The following is a 17168-nucleotide window of genomic DNA, read 5'->3' as shown; positions in this document are numbered from 1 at the left end:
TCAAGACTGGAAACCGCCATGTCCCTGCTAGCTCCTTCCCTCTCCTCTCCGGCTTCGGCTCCCAACAGCACCGTTTCTTCCACGGCCTCCGCGCGCGTCGATGAAAACAGCCCGAGCGACAGCGAAAGTTTTGGCGAGGTGCTGTCGCGCTCGCTCGCGGCCTCGGGCGAAGCACCCGCCAAACCCGGCGGCAAACCGGCAGCCCCTGGTCCCGCCAAACGCCTTGCCGAGGACAAAACCGAAGCGGCTGACATCGTCAATACCGCGGCCCTGCTTTTTGTGCCGCTGGAAACGCGTATTGCCAAAGCGGCCGGTGCCGACAGCGCTACCGCCGCCCCCACGGCTTCGGCCCTTGGCGCCGTGCCTTCGACGCAACTGCCCGCGGATCCCGCCGCATCCGCCGCGGTAGCGGCCACGGCCGCCACCGCCGGCGATGAGCCAGCACCCACGCCGCAAACCCTGATCGCCTCCGGTGTGCCCACCGCACCCGCTATGCCCGCCGGACCCGCAAAAAGCCGGGAAGCCTCCGAACCCGCCGCGCCCGCCGCAGGCGACAAAGCAGCCCTTGCCCTGCCCGCCGGGGCAATGACCATCCCGGCCGGTGCGACTCACGAGAACCCGTCTCAAACATCTTCAGGAAACGGGCAGCGGCCCGGCGATGAGGCGCACGAAGTCCTGGGCACGGACACGCACGCGGAACAAAAACCCGTAGCGGCCAAAGCGCCCGCCACCACAGCGGCCAAGGACGCAGCCGCTGAAGTCACCAGCAGCGCGACCCAGGCTTTGGCCCCCGGCGCAAGCCAGCCCGAAACCGGTACGCAGGCCGCCAGCCCCGGCATCAGCCTCAGCACCACAGCCCCCACGGCCCACGCCCATGCCGTCCCCACCAGCCCCGTCGCAGCGGCCGCCCCAAGCCAGGCAGTACTCACACCCGAAGTCGGCAGCGGCGAATGGGGCAAAGCCCTGGGCCGGCAGATGCTGCACATGGGCAAGGCCGGCGAGCAGGTGGCCGAGCTGCAGCTCAACCCGCCCGGCCTGGGCCCGCTCAAGGTCACGCTCAGCATGAACGACAACCAGGTCCAGGCGTTTTTTGTGTCGGCGCATTCCTCGGTGCGCGCCGCCGTCGAAGCTGCCCTGCCGCAGCTGCGCAGCACGCTGGCCGACAGCGGCATCAGCCTGGGCAATACCTCGGTGGATTCCGGCAGCCAGCAGCAAGCGGCCTTTGCGCAAACCCACCAAGGCCAGAACGGCCGACCCGGAGCTTCAGGCCAGCCGGGCTACCTGCAGGCCGATGCGCAAGCCCAGTCCCCCGCAGCCACGGCGCCCACGCCCCGCCGCGGCAAGGTGGACACCTACGCCTGAGCGCGCGCAAGGCAGGAGGACGCGCCCGGCAAATGCCGAAGTTGAAGCGTTTTCCCCCTGCTGCTCCAGCGATGCCCTGCAGGCCTTTTCCCCAACAATCCATTGACCCCTCCACTCCCCTACAGCCATGGCTACCAGCACACTCCCTGCGAAGACATTGAGCACGCGCCAGCCCTCGCCCTCGCCCCGGCTCATCGCCCTGTTGATCGCCCTGTCGGTCGTGGCCGCCGCCGCAGCCGCGGGCGCCACCTATTACTTCAGCAGCCGGCGCAGCGCCGAGGCCGCGCCCGCCGCCACCCCCTTGCCGGCCGCCCCGCTGTTTGTGGCGCTGGAGCCCATGACCGTCAACCTGCAGCCCGGCGGCCGCAGCCGGTTTTTGCACGCCGCCGTCACGCTGAAAGTGCCTGACGCCAAATCCCAGGCCCTGGTCACCCAGTACCTGCCTGAAGTGCGCAGCCGGCTGCTCACGGTGCTGTCCAACCGCGCCTCCGATGCGCTGATCACGCCCGAGGAAAAAGCCAAGCTCGCCGCCGAGATCATGGCGGCGCTGAACCAGCCCCTGGTGGCCAACCTGCCCTCGCTGAAGATTTCCAGCGTGATGTTCACCACCTTCATGCTGCAGTAAAGCGGCCGATGCAACCCGAATCCGCCCATGGCTTATGAAGCACAGCTCTCGCAGGACGAGGTCGATGCGCTGCTGCAGGGCGTCACCGGCGACGCCGGCGCGGTGGCCCCGCGGCCGGCCGCGCCCGCCGGCCCGCCGACCTACAAACTCGGCACGGACGAGCGCATCGTGCGCGGCCGCATGCACACGCTGGAGGTCATCAACGAGCGTTTCGCGCGCCATTTGCGCGGCGCGCTGCTGACCTTCATGCGGCGCAGCGCCGACATCTCGGTCGGCTCGGTGCAGATCCAGAAATACGGCGACTTCATACGCCACCTGCCGGTGCCGGCCAACATCAACCTGATGCACATGAAGCCGCTGCGCGGCACGGCCCTGTTCGTGTTCGACCCCAAGCTGGTCTTCCTGGTCGTGGACAACCTGTTCGGCAGCGACGGCCGCTACCACGTGCGCATCGAGGGGCGCGACTTCACCCAGACCGAGCAGCGCATCATCAAGCGCCTGCTCAACCTCACGCTGGAGAGCTACGGCGGCGCCTGGCAGCCGGTCTACCCGCTCGAATTTGAATACGTGCGCGCCGAGATGCATGCCAAGCTGGCCAATATCGTCGCGCCCAACGAGGTGGTGGTCAACACCACCTTCCAGATCGAGTTCGGCCCCCTGGGCGGGGCGCTCAACGTCTGCATTCCCTATTCCATGATAGAGCCGATACGCGACCTGCTGGCCAACCCGCTGCAGGACGCGATCGAGATCGACAAGCGCTGGGTCAAGCAGCTGTCGCAGCAGGTGCAGAGCGCCGAGGTCGAGCTGCGCGCCCACTTCCTGACCCTGCAGTCCAGCATAGGCCAGCTGCTCAAGCTGCAGGCCGGCGACGTGCTGCCCGTCGAGATCCCGGACACCATCATCGGCAAGGTCAACGGCGTGCCCGTCATGGAATGCGGCTACGGCACCTCCAACAACCACTATGCCCTGCGCGTGGAAAAAATGATCCACCACCAGGACAGCGACTCCAGCAAGGGAAAAGACCATGAGTGAAGACAGCAAAGCGCAGCCCGCGGCCGAGCTCGACGACTGGGGCAGCGCGCTCGCCGAACAGGCGCAGTCCAGCGCGCCGGCCGCCGCGCCGGCCCCGGCACCCGCGCCCGCGGCCCCCTCCACCGCGGCCGGCGACCGCGTGTTCCAGCCGCTGCAGGGCAACACCGGCTTCGAGATCGCGCGCGGCGACATAGACCGCGTGCTCGACGTGCCGGTGCAGCTGACCACCGAGCTGGGCCGCACCCGCATCACCATCAAAAGCCTGCTGCAGCTGTCCCAGGGTTCGGTCGTCGAACTCGACGGCCTGGCCGGCCAGCCCATGGACGTGTTCATCAACGGCTATTTGATCGCGCAGGGCGAGGTGGTGGTCGTCAACGACAAGTTCGGCATACGCCTGACCGACATCATCACGCCCTCCGAACGCATGCAGAAGCTGAACCGATGAAGCGTGCCTTGTTTCGCGGGATCGCCGCCCTGCTGCTGGCCAGCACCTGCCTGTCTGCCGCCGCCACGCTGCCCACGGTCCCTACGGCAGCGGCCGAGCCGGTGCGCGCTTTCGGCGCCGCGGGCCTGTTGCAAGCCGGCCTGGGCCTGGCTTTTGTCGTCGCGATGATTTTTGGCTGCGCCTGGCTGGCGCGGCGCTTCGGCCTGCAGGCCGGCGGCAGCAGCCGGCTGCTCAAGGTGGTCGCTAGCGCCATGGTCGGCCAGCGCGAGCGTGTGGTCGTCGTCGAGGTCGGCGGCCAATGGCTGGTGCTGGGCGTGGCGGCCGGGCAGGTCCGCGCGCTGCACAACATGCCCGCGCAAACAATTCCCGAGGCCGATGCGGCGCCCACCCTGCCAGGCTTTGCCGGCGCCGGTGCATTTTCAAACAAGCTGCTTGAATCCCTGAACAAGCTCAAGAAACGCGACTGATGAAGAACAAGCTTCCCGGCCTGCGCGCCAGCGTGGCCCTGCTGATGCTGCCCGCGTTCATCATGGCCGCGCTGATGCTGCTGCCCGAGGCCGCCTCGGCCCAGGGCCTGCCCGGCATCACCAGCACCAAGGGCCCGGGCGGCAGCCAGACCTGGTCGCTCAGCGTGCAAACCCTGGTGCTGCTGACCTCGCTGTCATTCTTGCCGGCGCTGCTGCTGTCCATGACCAGCTTCACCCGCATCCTCATCGTGCTGGGCCTGCTGCGCACCGCCATAGGCACGCAGTCCTCGCCGCCCAACCAGGTGCTGGTCGGGCTTTCGCTGTTTTTGACCTTCTTCGTCATGTCGCCGGTCTTCGACAAGGTGCACAGCGCCGCCTACAAACCTTTCTCTGAAAACAGGATCAGCGCCGAGCAGGCCCTGGAGCGCGGCGTCGAGCCCTTCAAGCAGTTCATGCTCAAGCAGACCCGCGAAGCCGACCTGGCCTTGTTCGCCAGGCTGGCCCATATCGAGAAACTCGAAGGCCCCGAGCAGGTGACCTTGCGCATCCTGCTGCCGGCCTTTGTGATCAGCGAACTCAAGACCGCCTTCCAGATCGGCTTCACCATCTTTATCCCCTTCCTCATCGTCGACCTGGTCGTCGCGAGTGTGCTGATGTCCATGGGCATGATGATGGTGCCGCCGGCCACCATCTCCCTGCCCTTCAAGCTCATGCTGTTTGTGCTGGTCGACGGCTGGCAGCTGCTGATAGGCGCGCTCGCGCAAAGCTTCTACCTTTAGGGGGCATAGATGACACCCGAATCCGTCATGGCGCTGGGCTATGAGGCCATGAAACTCTCCCTGCTGCTGGGCGCGCCGCTGCTGCTGGTGGCCCTGGTCACCGGCCTGCTGATCAGCCTGTTCCAGGCCGCCACGCAGATCAATGAAATGACGCTGTCCTTTATCCCCAAGCTGCTGGCCGTCTTCGCCACCCTGGTGATCGCCGGGCCCTGGATGCTGGGCCTGGTGCTGGACTACATGCGCAACCTGTTCTCCTCCATCCCGCAGATCGTGGGCTGAGGCCGACACGCGTCGGACAAGAAGAAAAACATGCAGCCGGTTTTTTCGGCCACCTCGGGCCAGCTCAACCTCTGGCTGGTGTTTTTTTTATGGCCTTTTGTACGCATGCTGGCCCTGGTCAGCACCGCCCCCATCTTCAGCGAACACGCCGTGCCGCGCCGCGCCAAGGTCGCCCTGGCCGCACTGCTGGCCATCGTCGTCGCACCCACGCTGGGCGCCATGCCGGCCGTGCCCATAGTCTCCGCGGCCGGCTTCTGGATTTTGGTCCAGCAAATCCTGATTGGCGCGGCCATGGGTTTCTCGATGCGCATGGTCTTCGCGGCCGTGCAGGCCGCCGGTGAATACGCAGGCCTGCAAATGGGTTTGTCCTTCGCGTCTTTCTTCGACCCCACCAGCGGCGGCAACACCATGGTCGTCGCCCGCCTGCTCAACGTCATGGCCATGCTGATCTTTCTGGCGGTCGACGGCCATTTGATGCTGGTCATGGTGCTGGCCGAAAGCTTCCAGGCCTTGCCGATTTCCGACGCGCCCCTGGCGGCCGGCGGCTGGTTCCTGCTGGCCAATGCCGGCGGCGAGATCATGGCCGGCGGCCTCATGCTGGCCCTGCCGCTGATCGCCACCCTGCTGACCCTGAACCTGGCCATGGGCATCCTGAACCGCGTCTCACCGCAGTTCAGCATTTTTGCGGTCGGCTTCCCCATCACCCTGCTGGCCGGCATTGCCATGCTGCAGCTGTTGATGCAATACCTCGCGCCCTTTCTGGAGCCGCGCTTCGCGGCCGCGTTTGCGGGGACGCTAGGGGTTTTGCAGGGATTGCGGCAGTAGGCAGATGAATCCATCCACAGATTTCGCAGATTTCCGCAGATAAAGACAAATGCAATGCCATGTTGTGTGGCGGCTGGCATGCAGGGATAGAGAGAGATGAAGTCCTGAGTACAAACTCCCTCTCTTCCATCTGTGTCAATCTGCGAAATCTGCGGATGAATTTATACCCGCAGATTCGCAGACGTCCCACCTTCACAGATAGTTAAACAAAGCAATCTGCTGAATCCGCACAAAGGTCTGCTGGCTGGCCTGGAGCGCAGTCTGGCGCTGGTAGAACTCGGCAATCGCGCTGGCGTAGTCCAGGTCCTGCAGGTCTGACAAATAGCTTTTGTCGTAGAGGGCGCGGCTGTCACCGGTGTCGCCCAGGGCGTCGAGTTCCTGCAGGCGGGTGCCGACAGAGGCGCGCACCGTGAGCACGTTGTCGTGGGCGTTGGTGATTTTGCGGTTGGCGGTGCTCAAGGCGTTGAGCAGCTTGGACTGCGCGGCCGGGCCGGCGCCGTTGACCGGGGCGCGTAGCGCGGCGATGGCGTCGCTGATGGCGGCGAAGACGTCGGTGCCCGCGTTCTTGGCGGTGGCCACGTGGAAGCTGTCGCCTGCTGCGGGCGCGCCGGTGATGCTGAGCTGCAGGCCGCCGAACTGAATCGGGCTGCCGGGGGTGAAGATGGTGGAAGGCACGATGGCGACCGGCGGCAGCGTGTTGGTGTCGACCTGGTAGGTGGTCGGCGTGGTGAAGGTGATGACGAAGTCTTTTCCGTAGTTGGGGTCGGCGATATTGGTCACCGAGGTCGCGCCGAACACGCCGCTGCCGGTGTTGCCGGCCTGGGCCTGGGTGACATAACCCGCGCCGCCCTGCACGCTCTGGAAAATGCTGCGGCCGTCGTCGCTGCCGGCCATCTGGCGCGACACGTCGACCTGCATCAGGCGCTGGCCCTGGTCGCCGGCATAGAGGATGCTGCCGTCGGGCTGTTTCACAAAGGGCGGGCTGCCCGTCTTGAAGCCGGCAAACAAAAACTGGCCGTTGCCGTCGTCGGTGTTGGCCAGGCCCTGCAGCTGGTCAAACGCACTTTGCAAGGTGGTGGCCAGGGTGGCGCGGTCGGCGTCCGTCATGGTGCCGTTGCCGGCCTCGACCAGCAGGCTTTTGACGTTCTGCAGCACGGTGGTCACGCTTTGCAGGGAGTTTTCTTCGAGCGAGAGCATCTGCCCGGCCTGCTTGCGGCTGGTGGCGTACTGCGAGTTCAGCGCGATGGACTGCGAGACCGCCAGCGCGCGCGTGGCGCCCAGCGGGTCGTCCGAGGGCGCGAGGATCTTGGTCATGGCGCCTATCTGCTGCTGCACGCGCAGCAGGCTGCTTTGCTGCGAGCCCATGGCGCTCTGGCTTTGTTCATAAAAAGACTGGGTGCTGATACGCATCATGGGCTCCTTAGTTGATCCCGAGGACCGCGTCAAACATGGTCGATGCCGTCTGTATGACCTTGGCATTGGCCTGGTACATCTGCTGGAACATCAGCAGGTTGGCGGTTTCCTCGTCCTGGTTGACGCCGGAGACCGACTGCTGGGCCGAGCGTATCTGCGTGGCCAGGCTGGTCTGCGCCGTGCCGGCGATCTGGATCTGCCTGGCCTTGTTGCCGACGCTGCTGACCAGCTGCGCGTACGAGTCGTTAAAGCTGGCCGTGCCGCCGCCCATGGTTTTTTTGTTCTGTAGCGCGCCCAGCAGCAGCGCGTTGCTGCCGTCGGAGATGCCGCCGGTGTTTTTGTCCACGGTAAAGCTGTCGCCGTTGGCCGGCGTGCCGCTGATCGTGAGGCTGATGCCGTTAAAACTCAGGGTCGCGCCCGGTGTGTAGCTGACGGAGGCACCGGGCGCGTACGGGCTGGCCGGGTCGGGCGTGCCGTCGGCGCGCGTCACGGTCACGGCCGCGCCGGCCGGGAAGCCCGACAGCTGGTTGGTGGCCGCGTCGTAAGTGAGCGTCACCTTCGCGGCCAGCGGCGTGGCGGGGTAGGCCGCATCCACCTTGCCGGCGCTGATCTTGCCGCTGCCCTGGTTGGCGGCCGTGTTGCCGGTAGCTATGGGCGAAGCCGCCGCGATCTTGGCCGGGTCGCTGACCAGCACCGTGAGGTCGCGCGCGCCGGTGCGCGTGGGCTGGATCAAAAACGAATCGCCGGGCGCGCCGGCGCCGCTGGCCAAGGTCAGCGTGACGCCGTCAAAGCTCGTGGTGTTGGCGGGCGCGGCGCCCGGGAAACCCGCGGTCATCGGTATCACCTGGTTGTCCGACAGGCGGGTCAGCGTGTAGCTGGGGCCGGCGCCCACGTCCAGGCGGTAGTCGCTGGTGGTCAGCTGGCTGGTGTTGGAAAACGAGGGCGTGAGCACCAGGTTGCCGGTGTTGCGGCTGTTGGCCAGCAGGCCGGGACTGGCCTGCGAGAAGAAGTCGCCGCCCAGCGCGCCGTTCAGGTCTATGCCCAGTTTGTGCTGGGCATTGAAGGCGTCCGACAGCGCGATCGCGATACGGCCCAGCGCGTTCTGCGCGGGGGCCAGGGTTTCGTTGCGGAACTGCATCAACCCACCCAGGGCGCCGCCGCTGAGCATGCTGTCCGGCATCTGCACCGCCATGCCGGCCGCATTGACCACCGCGACGGCCGTTCGGCTGGGGTCGGCCGCCGAGCGTACCGCCGCAAGCTTGTTGGCGCTGTCGCCCAGCACCAGGGACTGGCCATTGCCTATGGTGATGTTGTACTGGCCGCCGTCCTGCACCACCAGCTTGGTGCCCACCAGCAGCCCGAGCTGGTTGACGAGCTGGTCGCGCTGGTCCAGCAGGTCGTTGGGGGCCTGGCCGCCCGAGGCGTTGCTGAGCAGGGCCACCTGTTTGTTGAGGCTGGCGATCTGCTCGGCATAGCTGTTGATCTGGTCGACGGTACCAGAGATCTGGTCGTTGGTGGTTTTGTTCAGGCCGCTCAGGTACTGGTCCATGGAGCGGAACTGGTTGGCCGCGGCCTGGGCGGAGCTGATCAGCTGCTGGCGCGCGGCCGGGTCGGCCGGCGTGTTGGCCACCGCCTGGATGTTGGTGAACAGCGACTGCAGCTGGGGCGCCAGGCCGGCTTTCTGGTTGGCCAGCAGGTTGTCGATCTGGCTGATCTGCGTGTAATAGGTCGTGAGCGACTGGTTCAGCGACTGCGCCTGGTTGAGCTGCGAGGCCAGGTAGGCGTCGTAGCTGCGGGTCACGTCGACCACCTTGGCGCCGCTGCCGAAAAAACCCACGCTGGCACGGTACACGCCGCCAGCGGTTGCGACCTGCGCGGACTGGCGGCTGTAGCCGGGCGTGTTGACGTTGGCGGTGTTGTGGCCGGTGGTCACCAGCGCGGCCTGCGCGGCGTTGAGGCCGCTCAGCCCGGTGTAAAACATGCTATTGGACATAAATCGGGTCTTTCAAGGCGGCATGCGCTGCCTGGGGAGCGCCTGGGGAATGCGGGTAGCACATCACGGATGTCTATATATAGAGTGATAACGGCTGGGCCTGGAGGAACTTGAGAGTGAACCTGGCTGCCTCAGTTGGGAATTTGAATCCGCAGAAGTGTTTATCCGCAGATTTACGCAGATGTACACAGATTGAAGAGAAGGGATTTGTACCTGGGCGTCAACCCTGTCCTCATAGGTCTGCCACACGACCTTGCATTGCGTTTTGTTTTTTATCTGTGTAAATCTGCGTCATCTGCGGATATGAATTTAGACAGTCAATGAACGCTGCCAGCGCTTGGCGCGTTCCTCAAACTGCTGACGGCGCTCTTCCTCGGCCTGGCCGGCCTTGTAGACGGAGTCGCCAATCAGTCCCTTGATTTCCCGGACCGCCGCCGCGCTGCGCTGGGCCAGGCTTTTGACTTCGGCGGCCATCAAGGCAAAACCCCGGGCCTGCTCGCCGGCATGGGCCGCTTCGGCCGCGGCGTGGGCCAGGCTGCGGGTGCGCAGCGCGATGCCGTCGATCATGCCTATGATGTCGGCGACTTTTTCGGCCGGCAGCGGGCCGGCGGCCAGGCCCGGGTAGCCCAGGGTGGGTGCCGGCGATTTTTCTTCAATCGTCGATACAGGATGGCTGGTGGTCGTGTGCATGCGCACTCCTTGAAAATCAATGGTGTCGGCTTGCAAGGCCATGCCCGCGGCACGCCTCGCCCCTGCTTATCGGCCGGCTGCGGCAAAACTTGAGCAATTTGCCACGCCGCGCCGGCTCTTTTGCTTAGAAAGTCTCCCAGCGGCCGCCACCCGCGCCGGCCGCCAGCGGCGGCGCGATGGCCTGGCGGGCCTGGGGCGGCTGTTTCGGTGTCGCCACCGGTCGAACCGGGCTGGCCGGGCGGCGCGGCGTGGGCTGCTGCTGTGGCATATCGCCCCCTTGCAGCTTGAACACGCTGACCGCGTCCGACAGGCCGCCGGCCTGCTCCTGCAGCGACGAAGCCGCGGCGGCCGCCTGCTCAACGAGGGCCGCATTCTGCTGCGTGACCTGGTCCATCTGCGTGATCGCCTGGTTGATCTGTTCGATGCCGGAGGTCTGCTCCTGGCTGGCCGCCGTGATCTCGGCCATGATGTCGGTCACCCTCTTCACGCTGTCAACGATCTCGTCCATGGTCTTGCCGGCTTCGGCCACCTGGCTGCTGCCCTCTTCAACCTTGCTCACCGAATCATCGATCAGGGTCTTGATTTCCTTGGCGGCCGCCGCGCTGCGCTGGGCCAGGTTGCGCACTTCGGCGGCCACGACCGCAAAGCCCCGGCCCTGCTCGCCGGCGCGCGCGGCTTCCACCGCGGCATTCAGGGCCAGGATATTGGTCTGGAAGGCGATGCCGTCAATCACGCCAATGATGTCGACAATCTTGCGCGAGGATGCATTGATCGCGCCCATGGTGCCCACCACTTCAGCGACCACCGTGCCACCCTTGACGGCAACACTCGAAGCGGACACCGCCAGCTGGTTGGCCTGGCGCGCGTTGTCGGCATTCTGTTTGACGGTGGAAGTCAGCTCTTCCATCGAGGCTGCCGTTTCTTCCAGCGAGCTGGCCTGCTGCTCGGTGCGAGACGACAAGTCATGGTTGCCGGCCGCGATCTCGCTGCTGGCGGTCGCGATGGTGCCGCTGGCCTGGCGGATCTGGCTGATGACACGCGCGAGTTCCTGCTGCATCTTGTGGATGGCATACAGCAGGCTTTGGCTGTCGCCCTTGCGCAGCGCCACATGCACCGTCAGGTCGCCCTGGGCCACGCGGTCCACAACGGTCGCGGCATAGGCCGGCTCGCCGCCTATCTGCCGGCCCAGCATGCGCGCCATCACCACACCCAGGCCCACGCTGGCCGCGATACCGCCCAGCACCAGCACCACCATGGCCAGGCGCGAGTTGCGGTAGGTGGCGGCCACATGCTCCATGCTGGCCTTGGCCTGCCCGTCGCTGTAGGCCACCATCTGCTGCAGGATGTCCTCGACCACACGCGATTCCTTGAGCAGCACGGCGCTGTCCTCGGCCACCTTGCCGTCGTACTGCGAGGAGTCCAGCGACTGCTTCATCAGCAAGGCCACAAAGTCGTTCATCCGCTGCTTGAGCTGCGGCATTTTGGCGGCGTACTGCTGGTACAGCGCCAGGCCCTTGGCTTCGTCTTCGAGCAGCGGCTTGACCTCGGCCATGCGGTCCTCAATGCCTTGCAGCGCCGCCCCTATGTCTTTTTTGCCGGTGTTGCGCTCGCCCATGGACGAGGCCGACAGCAAACCCAGCTGCGCCCGGCTGGCGTAGACCAGGTGGATATTCGCCTCCTGCACGCCCTTGAGCGCGAGCACCTCCTGGTTGTAGAGGTTCTCGGTGGCGGCGCTGATGCGGCCCATGTGGAAAATGCCCAGCCCGCCGATGATGGCGCCTATGGCCGCCACGATCAGAAAGCTGCCGACCAGTTTGGTCATGACACGAAGTTGATGAAACCATTGCATATTTTTATTCCTTGTAGGGTCGCGGATGCCCGCGCCGGATTAACTCAACTCAAAACTAAAGCGTCTCCCAGTCATCGCCTGCCAGGGCGATCTCCTTTTTCGTTGCGAGCTTGCGGCCAGGCGAGGCGATGGCCTGCCGGGCCGGGGGTGGTTGTCTGTGCGCCGCGGCCGGCCGCAGGGCCTGGGCGGTCCGCTGCACGGCATAGTCGTCTTCAAGCTTGAACACGCTGACCGCGTCCGACAGCACATGGGCCTGCTCCTGTAGCGACGACGCCGCTGCGGCCGCTTGTTCAACGAGTGCCGCGTTCTGCTGCGTGACCTGGTCCATCTGCGTGATGGCCTGGTTGATCTGCTCTATCCCCGAGGTCTGTTCCTGGCTGGCCGCGGCGATCTCGGCCATGATGTCGGTCACCCTCTTCACGCTGTCGACAATCTCGTCCATGGTCTTGCCGGCTTCGGCCACCTGTTTGCTGCCTTCCTCGACCTTGTCGACCGAGTCGCCTATCAGCACCTTGATCTCCTTGGCCGCGCCGGCGCTGCGTTGCGCCAGGCTTCTGACCTCGGCCGCGACCACCGCAAAACCCCGGCCCTGTTCACCGGCACGCGCCGCTTCCACGGCGGCATTGAGCGCCAGGATATTGGTCTGGAAGGCGATCCCATCAATCACACCAATGATGTCGACGATTTTTCTGGAAGAGGCATTGATCGCGCCCATGGTGTCCACCACCTCGGCCACCACGCTGCCGCCTTTGACCGCGACGCTGGAAGCCGACACCGCCAGCTGGTTGGCCTGGCGCGCGTTGTCGGCATTCTGTTTGACGGTGGAGGTCAGCTCTTCCATCGAAGCGGCGGTTTCTTCGAGCGAGCTCGCCTGCTGCTCGGTGCGTGATGAGAGGTCATGGTTGCCGGATGCGATCTGGCTGCTGGCCGTTGCAATCGTGTCCGTGCCGCTGCGCACATTGCCGACAATGCCCACCAGGCTGTCGTTCATGTTCTTGAGGGCCCGCATCAGCTGGCCGGTCTCGTCGCTGCTGTTCACCACGATGCGGCTGGTCAGGTCCCCGGCCGCCACGGTTTCGGCCACCTTGAGGGCCCGGCTCAAAGGCCGGGTGATGCCCAGCGTGAGCCACCAGGACAGCAGGCCGCCCAGCGCCAGGGCAACGGCGGCCATGGCGGCCAGGCTGAGCCGGCTCGAGCGGTACAGCAGGTCTATGCCGCTGACGGTGCTGTCGATGTTGGCCTTCTGGAAAGACAGCATGGCGCGTATGCTCGCGTCGTAAGCGTCCAGCGCCGGCACCAGCTGCTTGTCGACCAGTTCCAGCGCCTGCTCCGCCCGGCCTTCGTCTTTCAGTTTGAGCGCCTGCGCGCGCAGGCCGACATAGGCGGCGCGTTTGGCCAGGCTGTCTTCGTAAATCTTTTTTTCCTCGGGCGTGTCCAGCATGGCCAGCAGCTTTCCCGAGGTCTCGGTGATGGTGAGGCTGGTTTTGGCGATGGCCTTCTGGAAGTATTGCTGGTCCTGCGCATCGGTGGTCTTGACCAGCGCGAAGGTGCGCACGCTGTTGGTGCTGGTGGCCACCAGCCAGTCGGCCGCGAGCCGCTCCTTGACCAGGGCGCGCTCGGCCATGTCGCTGGTCGCATGGCCCACGCTTTGCAGCCGCCAGATGCCCAAGGCAGCGATGGCGGTCAGGAACAGCAGCACGAGCGCGAAGCCCAGGCCCAGGCGTGTGCCGATTTTGAAATTACGGATCATCATGAAAAAACTCTTGGATGTGGGGTGCTTGTTTTGATCGGCGGCCTGGTGCTGCTCAGGCGCTCATCTGCCGCATGATGCGCACCAGTTTTCCGCCGTACTCGGGATCGGTCGCATAACCGGCGCGCTGCAGGCCGTGCGCGGCCTCGGCCGGGTCGCGTGCGGCCAGCACGCCGGAGTAGCGTGGGTTGCCGGCGAGGAATTTCGCGTAGTCGGCGAAAGCCTCGTCATAAGAGCCATAGGCGCGGAAGGCGGCCCGGGTTTTCTGCGGCACGCCGTTGAGGTATTCGGTGGTGGCGCTTTCGGCCACGGGGCCTTTCCAGCTTCGGTCGGCCTTGATGCCGAAGACGTTAAAGCTGCTGCTGCCGTCTTCCTTGCGGATTTCGCGCTTGCCCCAGCCGGACTCCAGCGCCGCCTGCGCCAGGATCAGCTGCGCAGGCACGCCGCTGGCTTCGCTGGCGCGCTGCGCGGCCGGCAGCAGGCGCGAGACAAAGGCCTCGACATGCGCCTGTGGCAGCGCGCTGCGGCTCAGGGTTGCCTGCGCCGTGGCTTCCTCATAGAGCGACAGGTCGGGCGCGCCGCTCAAGGGAACAGCCGGCGTTGGAAGCGGCAGCGGAACAGCTTTGGGCGCCACCGCGCCGGCCTCGCCGCCCGCCATGCGGCTGAGCTGCGCATACATGGCATCGGCCAGGCCCAGGCCGCGGCCTGACAGGTTTTGGGCGAGCTGCTGGTCCAGCATGGAGGTGTACATTTTTTCGGACTGGCTGCCGAACAAGCCCTCCGAGGGTGTGGCCTCGCGCATGCTCTTGAGCACCATGCTCATGAACATCACTTCAAACTGCTTGGATGCTTGCCGCATGCCTTCCTGCGGCGAGCTGCGCGCCGTGCGCCTGAGCTCGTCCACACCCTGCACATCCAGCGACAGGCGCTGGTCCAGCACGCCGGCGGCCGGAGTGCCCAAGCTGTTCAAACCTGCAAGGCCGATGTCGCGCATCAGATAATCTCGAGTTCGGCGCGCAGCGCTCCCACGGCCTTCATGGCCTGCAGGATGGAGACCAGGTCCTGCGGGTTGGCGCCCAGGGCATTGAGGCCCTTGATCACCTCGGCCAGCGAAGCGCCGCCCTTGACGACCTGCAGCGCGCCGCCGCCCTGGCTCAGCTCGATCTGCGAACGCTGCGTCGCAACCGTGCTGCCGCCGGACAACGCACCGGGCTGGCTGATCACCGGGTCGGTGTTGATCACCACCGACAGGCTGCCGTGCGCCACCGCGCAGTCGTTGATGCGCACCGCCTGGTTCATCACCACCGAGCCGGTGCGCGCATTGATGACCACCCTGGCCACGGCCTGCGAGGGGTTCACGTCGATGTCCTCGATGCGGGCCAGGAAACCGACACGCTCCTCGGGCCGGGGCGGCGCATTGACCTGGATCACGCGCGCATCCAGCGCCTGCGCCGTGCCAGGGCCAAAGCTGCGGTTGATGGCGTCCACGGCTTTTTGCGCGGTGCCGAAATCGGTCTTGTTGAGTTCAATCGTCAAGGTGCCGTCGCCGCCCAGCGGGGACTCCACCGCGCGCTCGACAATCGCGCCGGCCGGGATGCGGCCCGAACTGAGCTGGTTGACCTTGACCTGGGTGCCGCTGGCCGAGGCACCCGCGCCGCCCACCACCATATTGCCCTGCGCGAGCGCGTAGACCTGGCCGTCCGCGCCCTTGAGCGGCGTCATCAGCAAGGTGCCGCCGCGCAGGCTTTTGGCATTGCCCAGCGACGAGACCGTGACGTCTATGGCCTGGCCGGGACGCGCAAAGGGCGGCAGCACGGCGGTCACCATCACGGCCGCCACGTTCTTGAGCTGCATATTGGTGCCGGGCGGCACCGTCACGCCGAGCTGGCCCAGCATGTTGTTGAGGCTTTGTGTCGTGAAAGGCGTCTGCATGGTCTGGTCGCCGCTGCCGTCCAGGCCCACCATCAGGCCGTAGCCGATCAGCGGGTTGTCGCGCACGCCCTGGATGCTGGCCAGGTCCTTGATGCGCTCGGCCTGCACCGGCAGCACCGGCAAGGCGATCAGGGCCGGCAGCAGCAGGCACAGCCTGAGCGCCCGGGCGCCCGCAAAGGTGAAATGAGGCAGGGAGTGCGGCATGGTCAGAACGGCAAGACGTTGAGGAAGACGCGCTGCAGCCAGCCCATGGTCTGCGCTTCGTCGATATAACCTTTGGCGCTGTATTCGATGCGTGCGTCGGCCACCTGGGTTGAGGGCACGGCGTTGTTGGCGCCCACGGTGCGCGGGTTGACCACGCCGGAAAAGCGTATGTATTCCGTGCCCTGGTTGATCAGCATCTGTTTCTCGCCGCTGACCAGCAGGTTGCCGTTGGCCAGCAGCTCCACCACGGTGACCGTGATCACGCCGTTAAAGGTGTTCTTGGAATTGGCGCCGCCCTTGGCGCTCATGGTGTTCTTGCCGCTGGCGTCGGCGTCCTGGTCGCTGGAGACCAGGCCGCTGAGCAGCTTGGGCACCAGGCCCAGGGCCGAGGTGGCGCTGCTGGTGCGGCTGGCGTCGGCGGCCGAATTTTTGCTGGCGTTGATGTTCTCGTTGATGACGATGGTCAGGATGTCGCCCACCTGGCGCGGCCGCCTGTCCTCGAACAGCGCCTGCGCGCCAAAACTGGTGCGGTAGATCGAGCCATAGGCCGGCACGGCCGGCCGCGGCTGCGCGTCGTAGCGCGCCGTCATGGGCTGGTGCACGATGGGCTCGCGCGGCAGCTGGGCGCAGCCGCCCAGCAGCAGCCCGGCGGCGGCCAGCACACAGCCTCGCATCACAGCTGCGCCAGGCGCGCGAGCATCTGGTCGGATGTCTGCACCGCTTTGCTGTTGATCTCGTAGGCGCGCTGGGTCTGGATCATGTTGACCAGTTCCTCCACCACGTTCACGTTCGACGACTCGACGTAACCCTGGTTCAGCACGCCCGCGCCGTTCTGGCCGGGCGCGGTCTGGTTGGCGCCGCCCGAGGCGTCGGTTTCCACATAGAGGTTCTCGCCCTTGCTCTCCAGGCCCGCGGGGTTCATAAAGGTCGCAAGCTGGATCTGGCCTATTTGCACGCTGGCGCTGGAGCCGCCCTGGGTGATGGAGACCGTGCCGTCGCGGCCTATGGTCATACCGGTGGTGTCCTGCGGCAGCGTGATGGCCGGCTGCAGCGGGTAGCCGTTGGCCGTCACCAGCTGGCCGTTCTGGTCGGGCTGGAAGGAGCCGTCGCGTGTGTAGGCATTGGTGCCGTCGGGCATCAGCACCTGGAAAAACCCGCTGCCGTTGATGGACACGTCGCGCGGGTTGTCGGTCTTGGTCGGGTTGCCCTGGGTGTGTATGCGCTCGGTGGCCACCACGCGCGCGCCCGTGCCTATCTGCAGGCCGGAGGGCATGCGGGTCTGGTCCGAGGTCTGGCCGCCGCTCTGGCGCAGGTTCTGGTAGAGCAAATCTTCAAACACCGCGCGGCTGCGCTTGAAGCCCGTGGTGCCCACGTTGGCCAGGTTGTTGGAGACCACGTCGAGCTGGGTCTGCTGCGCATCCAGGCCGGTCTTGGCGATCCAGAGGGAACGAATCATGGGAAAACTCCTGCGGGGGAAGTGTCAATAAAGGGTGTCGATAAAAGGCGCCAAGGCGTCAAAGGCC

The 17168-nt window shown here is 65.8% G+C and carries 16 protein-coding genes and 1 pseudogene; 8 read left to right on the top strand and 9 right to left on the bottom strand.

Going from position 1 to position 17168, the window contains the following annotated elements; all coding sequences use genetic code 11:
• The first annotated feature begins 18 nt into the window (after positions 1 to 18).
• The 8 genes from AC1DUN_RS11905 to fliR all read left to right on the top strand — a co-directional run bounded on the left by AC1DUN_RS11905 (position 19) and on the right by fliR (position 5814).
• Positions 19 to 1362 (top strand): flagellar hook-length control protein FliK, encoded by a 1344-nt coding sequence (locus AC1DUN_RS11905; RefSeq protein WP_477714133.1) that lies wholly within the window; start codon positions 19 to 21, stop codon positions 1360 to 1362.
• Positions 1363 to 1489: 127 nt separating this feature from the next.
• The gene (gene fliL / locus AC1DUN_RS11900; RefSeq protein ID WP_477714132.1) at positions 1490 to 1987 is read left to right on the top strand and encodes a flagellar basal body-associated protein FliL; all 498 of its coding nucleotides are present in this window, start codon (positions 1490 to 1492) and stop codon (positions 1985 to 1987) included.
• Positions 1988 to 2014: 27 nt separating this feature from the next.
• Positions 2015 to 3019: a flagellar motor switch protein FliM gene (gene fliM, locus AC1DUN_RS11895; protein WP_477714131.1), complete on the top strand. Its 1005-nt coding sequence runs from the start codon at positions 2015 to 2017 to the stop codon at positions 3017 to 3019.
• Entirely contained in the window at positions 3012 to 3464 is a 453-nt protein-coding gene (fliN, locus tag AC1DUN_RS11890; protein ID WP_477714130.1) for a flagellar motor switch protein FliN, read from the top strand. Before fliM ends, fliN begins: the two co-directional genes overlap by 8 nt.
• Entirely contained in the window at positions 3461 to 3931 is a 471-nt protein-coding gene (fliO, locus tag AC1DUN_RS11885; RefSeq protein ID WP_477714129.1) for a flagellar biosynthetic protein FliO, read from the top strand. Before fliN ends, fliO begins: the two co-directional genes overlap by 4 nt.
• A 44-nt stretch (positions 3932 to 3975) precedes the next feature.
• Entirely contained in the window at positions 3976 to 4710 is a 735-nt protein-coding gene (fliP, locus tag AC1DUN_RS11880) for a flagellar type III secretion system pore protein FliP (protein WP_477714372.1), read from the top strand.
• Positions 4711 to 4719: 9 nt separating this feature from the next.
• A complete protein-coding gene (gene fliQ, locus AC1DUN_RS11875; protein WP_477714128.1) occupies positions 4720 to 4989 on the top strand; it encodes a flagellar biosynthesis protein FliQ in 270 nt (89 codons plus the stop codon).
• A gap of 30 nt (positions 4990 to 5019) precedes the next feature.
• A complete protein-coding gene (gene fliR / locus AC1DUN_RS11870; protein WP_477714127.1) occupies positions 5020 to 5814 on the top strand; it encodes a flagellar biosynthetic protein FliR in 795 nt (264 codons plus the stop codon).
• Between the two features lie 192 nt (positions 5815 to 6006).
• On the opposite strand, the gene flgL is transcribed toward fliR, so the two are convergent.
• The 9 genes and pseudogenes from flgL to flgG form a co-directional block, all read right to left on the bottom strand.
• Positions 6007 to 7224 (bottom strand): flagellar hook-associated protein FlgL, encoded by a 1218-nt coding sequence (gene flgL, locus AC1DUN_RS11865; protein ID WP_477714126.1) that lies wholly within the window; start codon positions 7222 to 7224, stop codon positions 6007 to 6009.
• 10 nt (positions 7225 to 7234) lie between these two features.
• Positions 7235 to 9220, bottom strand: coding sequence for a flagellar hook-associated protein FlgK (flgK, locus tag AC1DUN_RS11860; RefSeq protein WP_477714125.1), 1986 nt, complete (start codon positions 9218 to 9220; stop codon positions 7235 to 7237).
• Between the two features lie 336 nt (positions 9221 to 9556).
• Positions 9557 to 9910 (bottom strand): annotated as a pseudogene (locus tag AC1DUN_RS11855) (methyl-accepting chemotaxis protein); the annotation flags it as partial.
• A 124-nt stretch (positions 9911 to 10034) separates the two neighbouring features.
• Entirely contained in the window at positions 10035 to 11759 is a 1725-nt protein-coding gene (locus tag AC1DUN_RS11850) for a methyl-accepting chemotaxis protein (RefSeq protein ID WP_477714124.1), read from the bottom strand.
• 55 nt (positions 11760 to 11814) lie between these two features.
• Positions 11815 to 13512, bottom strand: coding sequence for a methyl-accepting chemotaxis protein (locus AC1DUN_RS11845; protein WP_477714123.1), 1698 nt, complete (start codon positions 13510 to 13512; stop codon positions 11815 to 11817).
• Between the two features lie 52 nt (positions 13513 to 13564).
• The gene (gene flgJ, locus AC1DUN_RS11840) at positions 13565 to 14503 is read right to left on the bottom strand and encodes a flagellar assembly peptidoglycan hydrolase FlgJ (RefSeq protein ID WP_477714122.1); all 939 of its coding nucleotides are present in this window, start codon (positions 14501 to 14503) and stop codon (positions 13565 to 13567) included.
• Positions 14503 to 15645, bottom strand: coding sequence for a flagellar basal body P-ring protein FlgI (locus AC1DUN_RS11835; RefSeq protein ID WP_477714121.1), 1143 nt, complete (start codon positions 15643 to 15645; stop codon positions 14503 to 14505). Before AC1DUN_RS11835 ends, flgJ begins: the two co-directional genes overlap by 1 nt.
• Before the next feature lie 2 nt (positions 15646 to 15647).
• Positions 15648 to 16319 carry a flagellar basal body L-ring protein FlgH gene (locus AC1DUN_RS11830; RefSeq protein ID WP_477714120.1) on the bottom strand — a complete coding sequence of 224 codons (672 nt, stop codon included), beginning with the start codon at positions 16317 to 16319 and terminating at the stop codon, positions 15648 to 15650.
• Complete coding sequence (gene flgG / locus AC1DUN_RS11825; protein ID WP_477660918.1) at positions 16319 to 17101, bottom strand: flagellar basal-body rod protein FlgG; 783 nt, start codon at positions 17099 to 17101, stop codon at positions 16319 to 16321. Before flgG ends, AC1DUN_RS11830 begins: the two co-directional genes overlap by 1 nt.
• Positions 17102 to 17168: the final 67 nt, after the last annotated feature.

The sequence above is a fragment of the Polaromonas sp. P4_F6 genome, from assembly GCF_056401275.1.
This window is presented reverse-complemented; position numbering and strand designations above follow the sequence as displayed.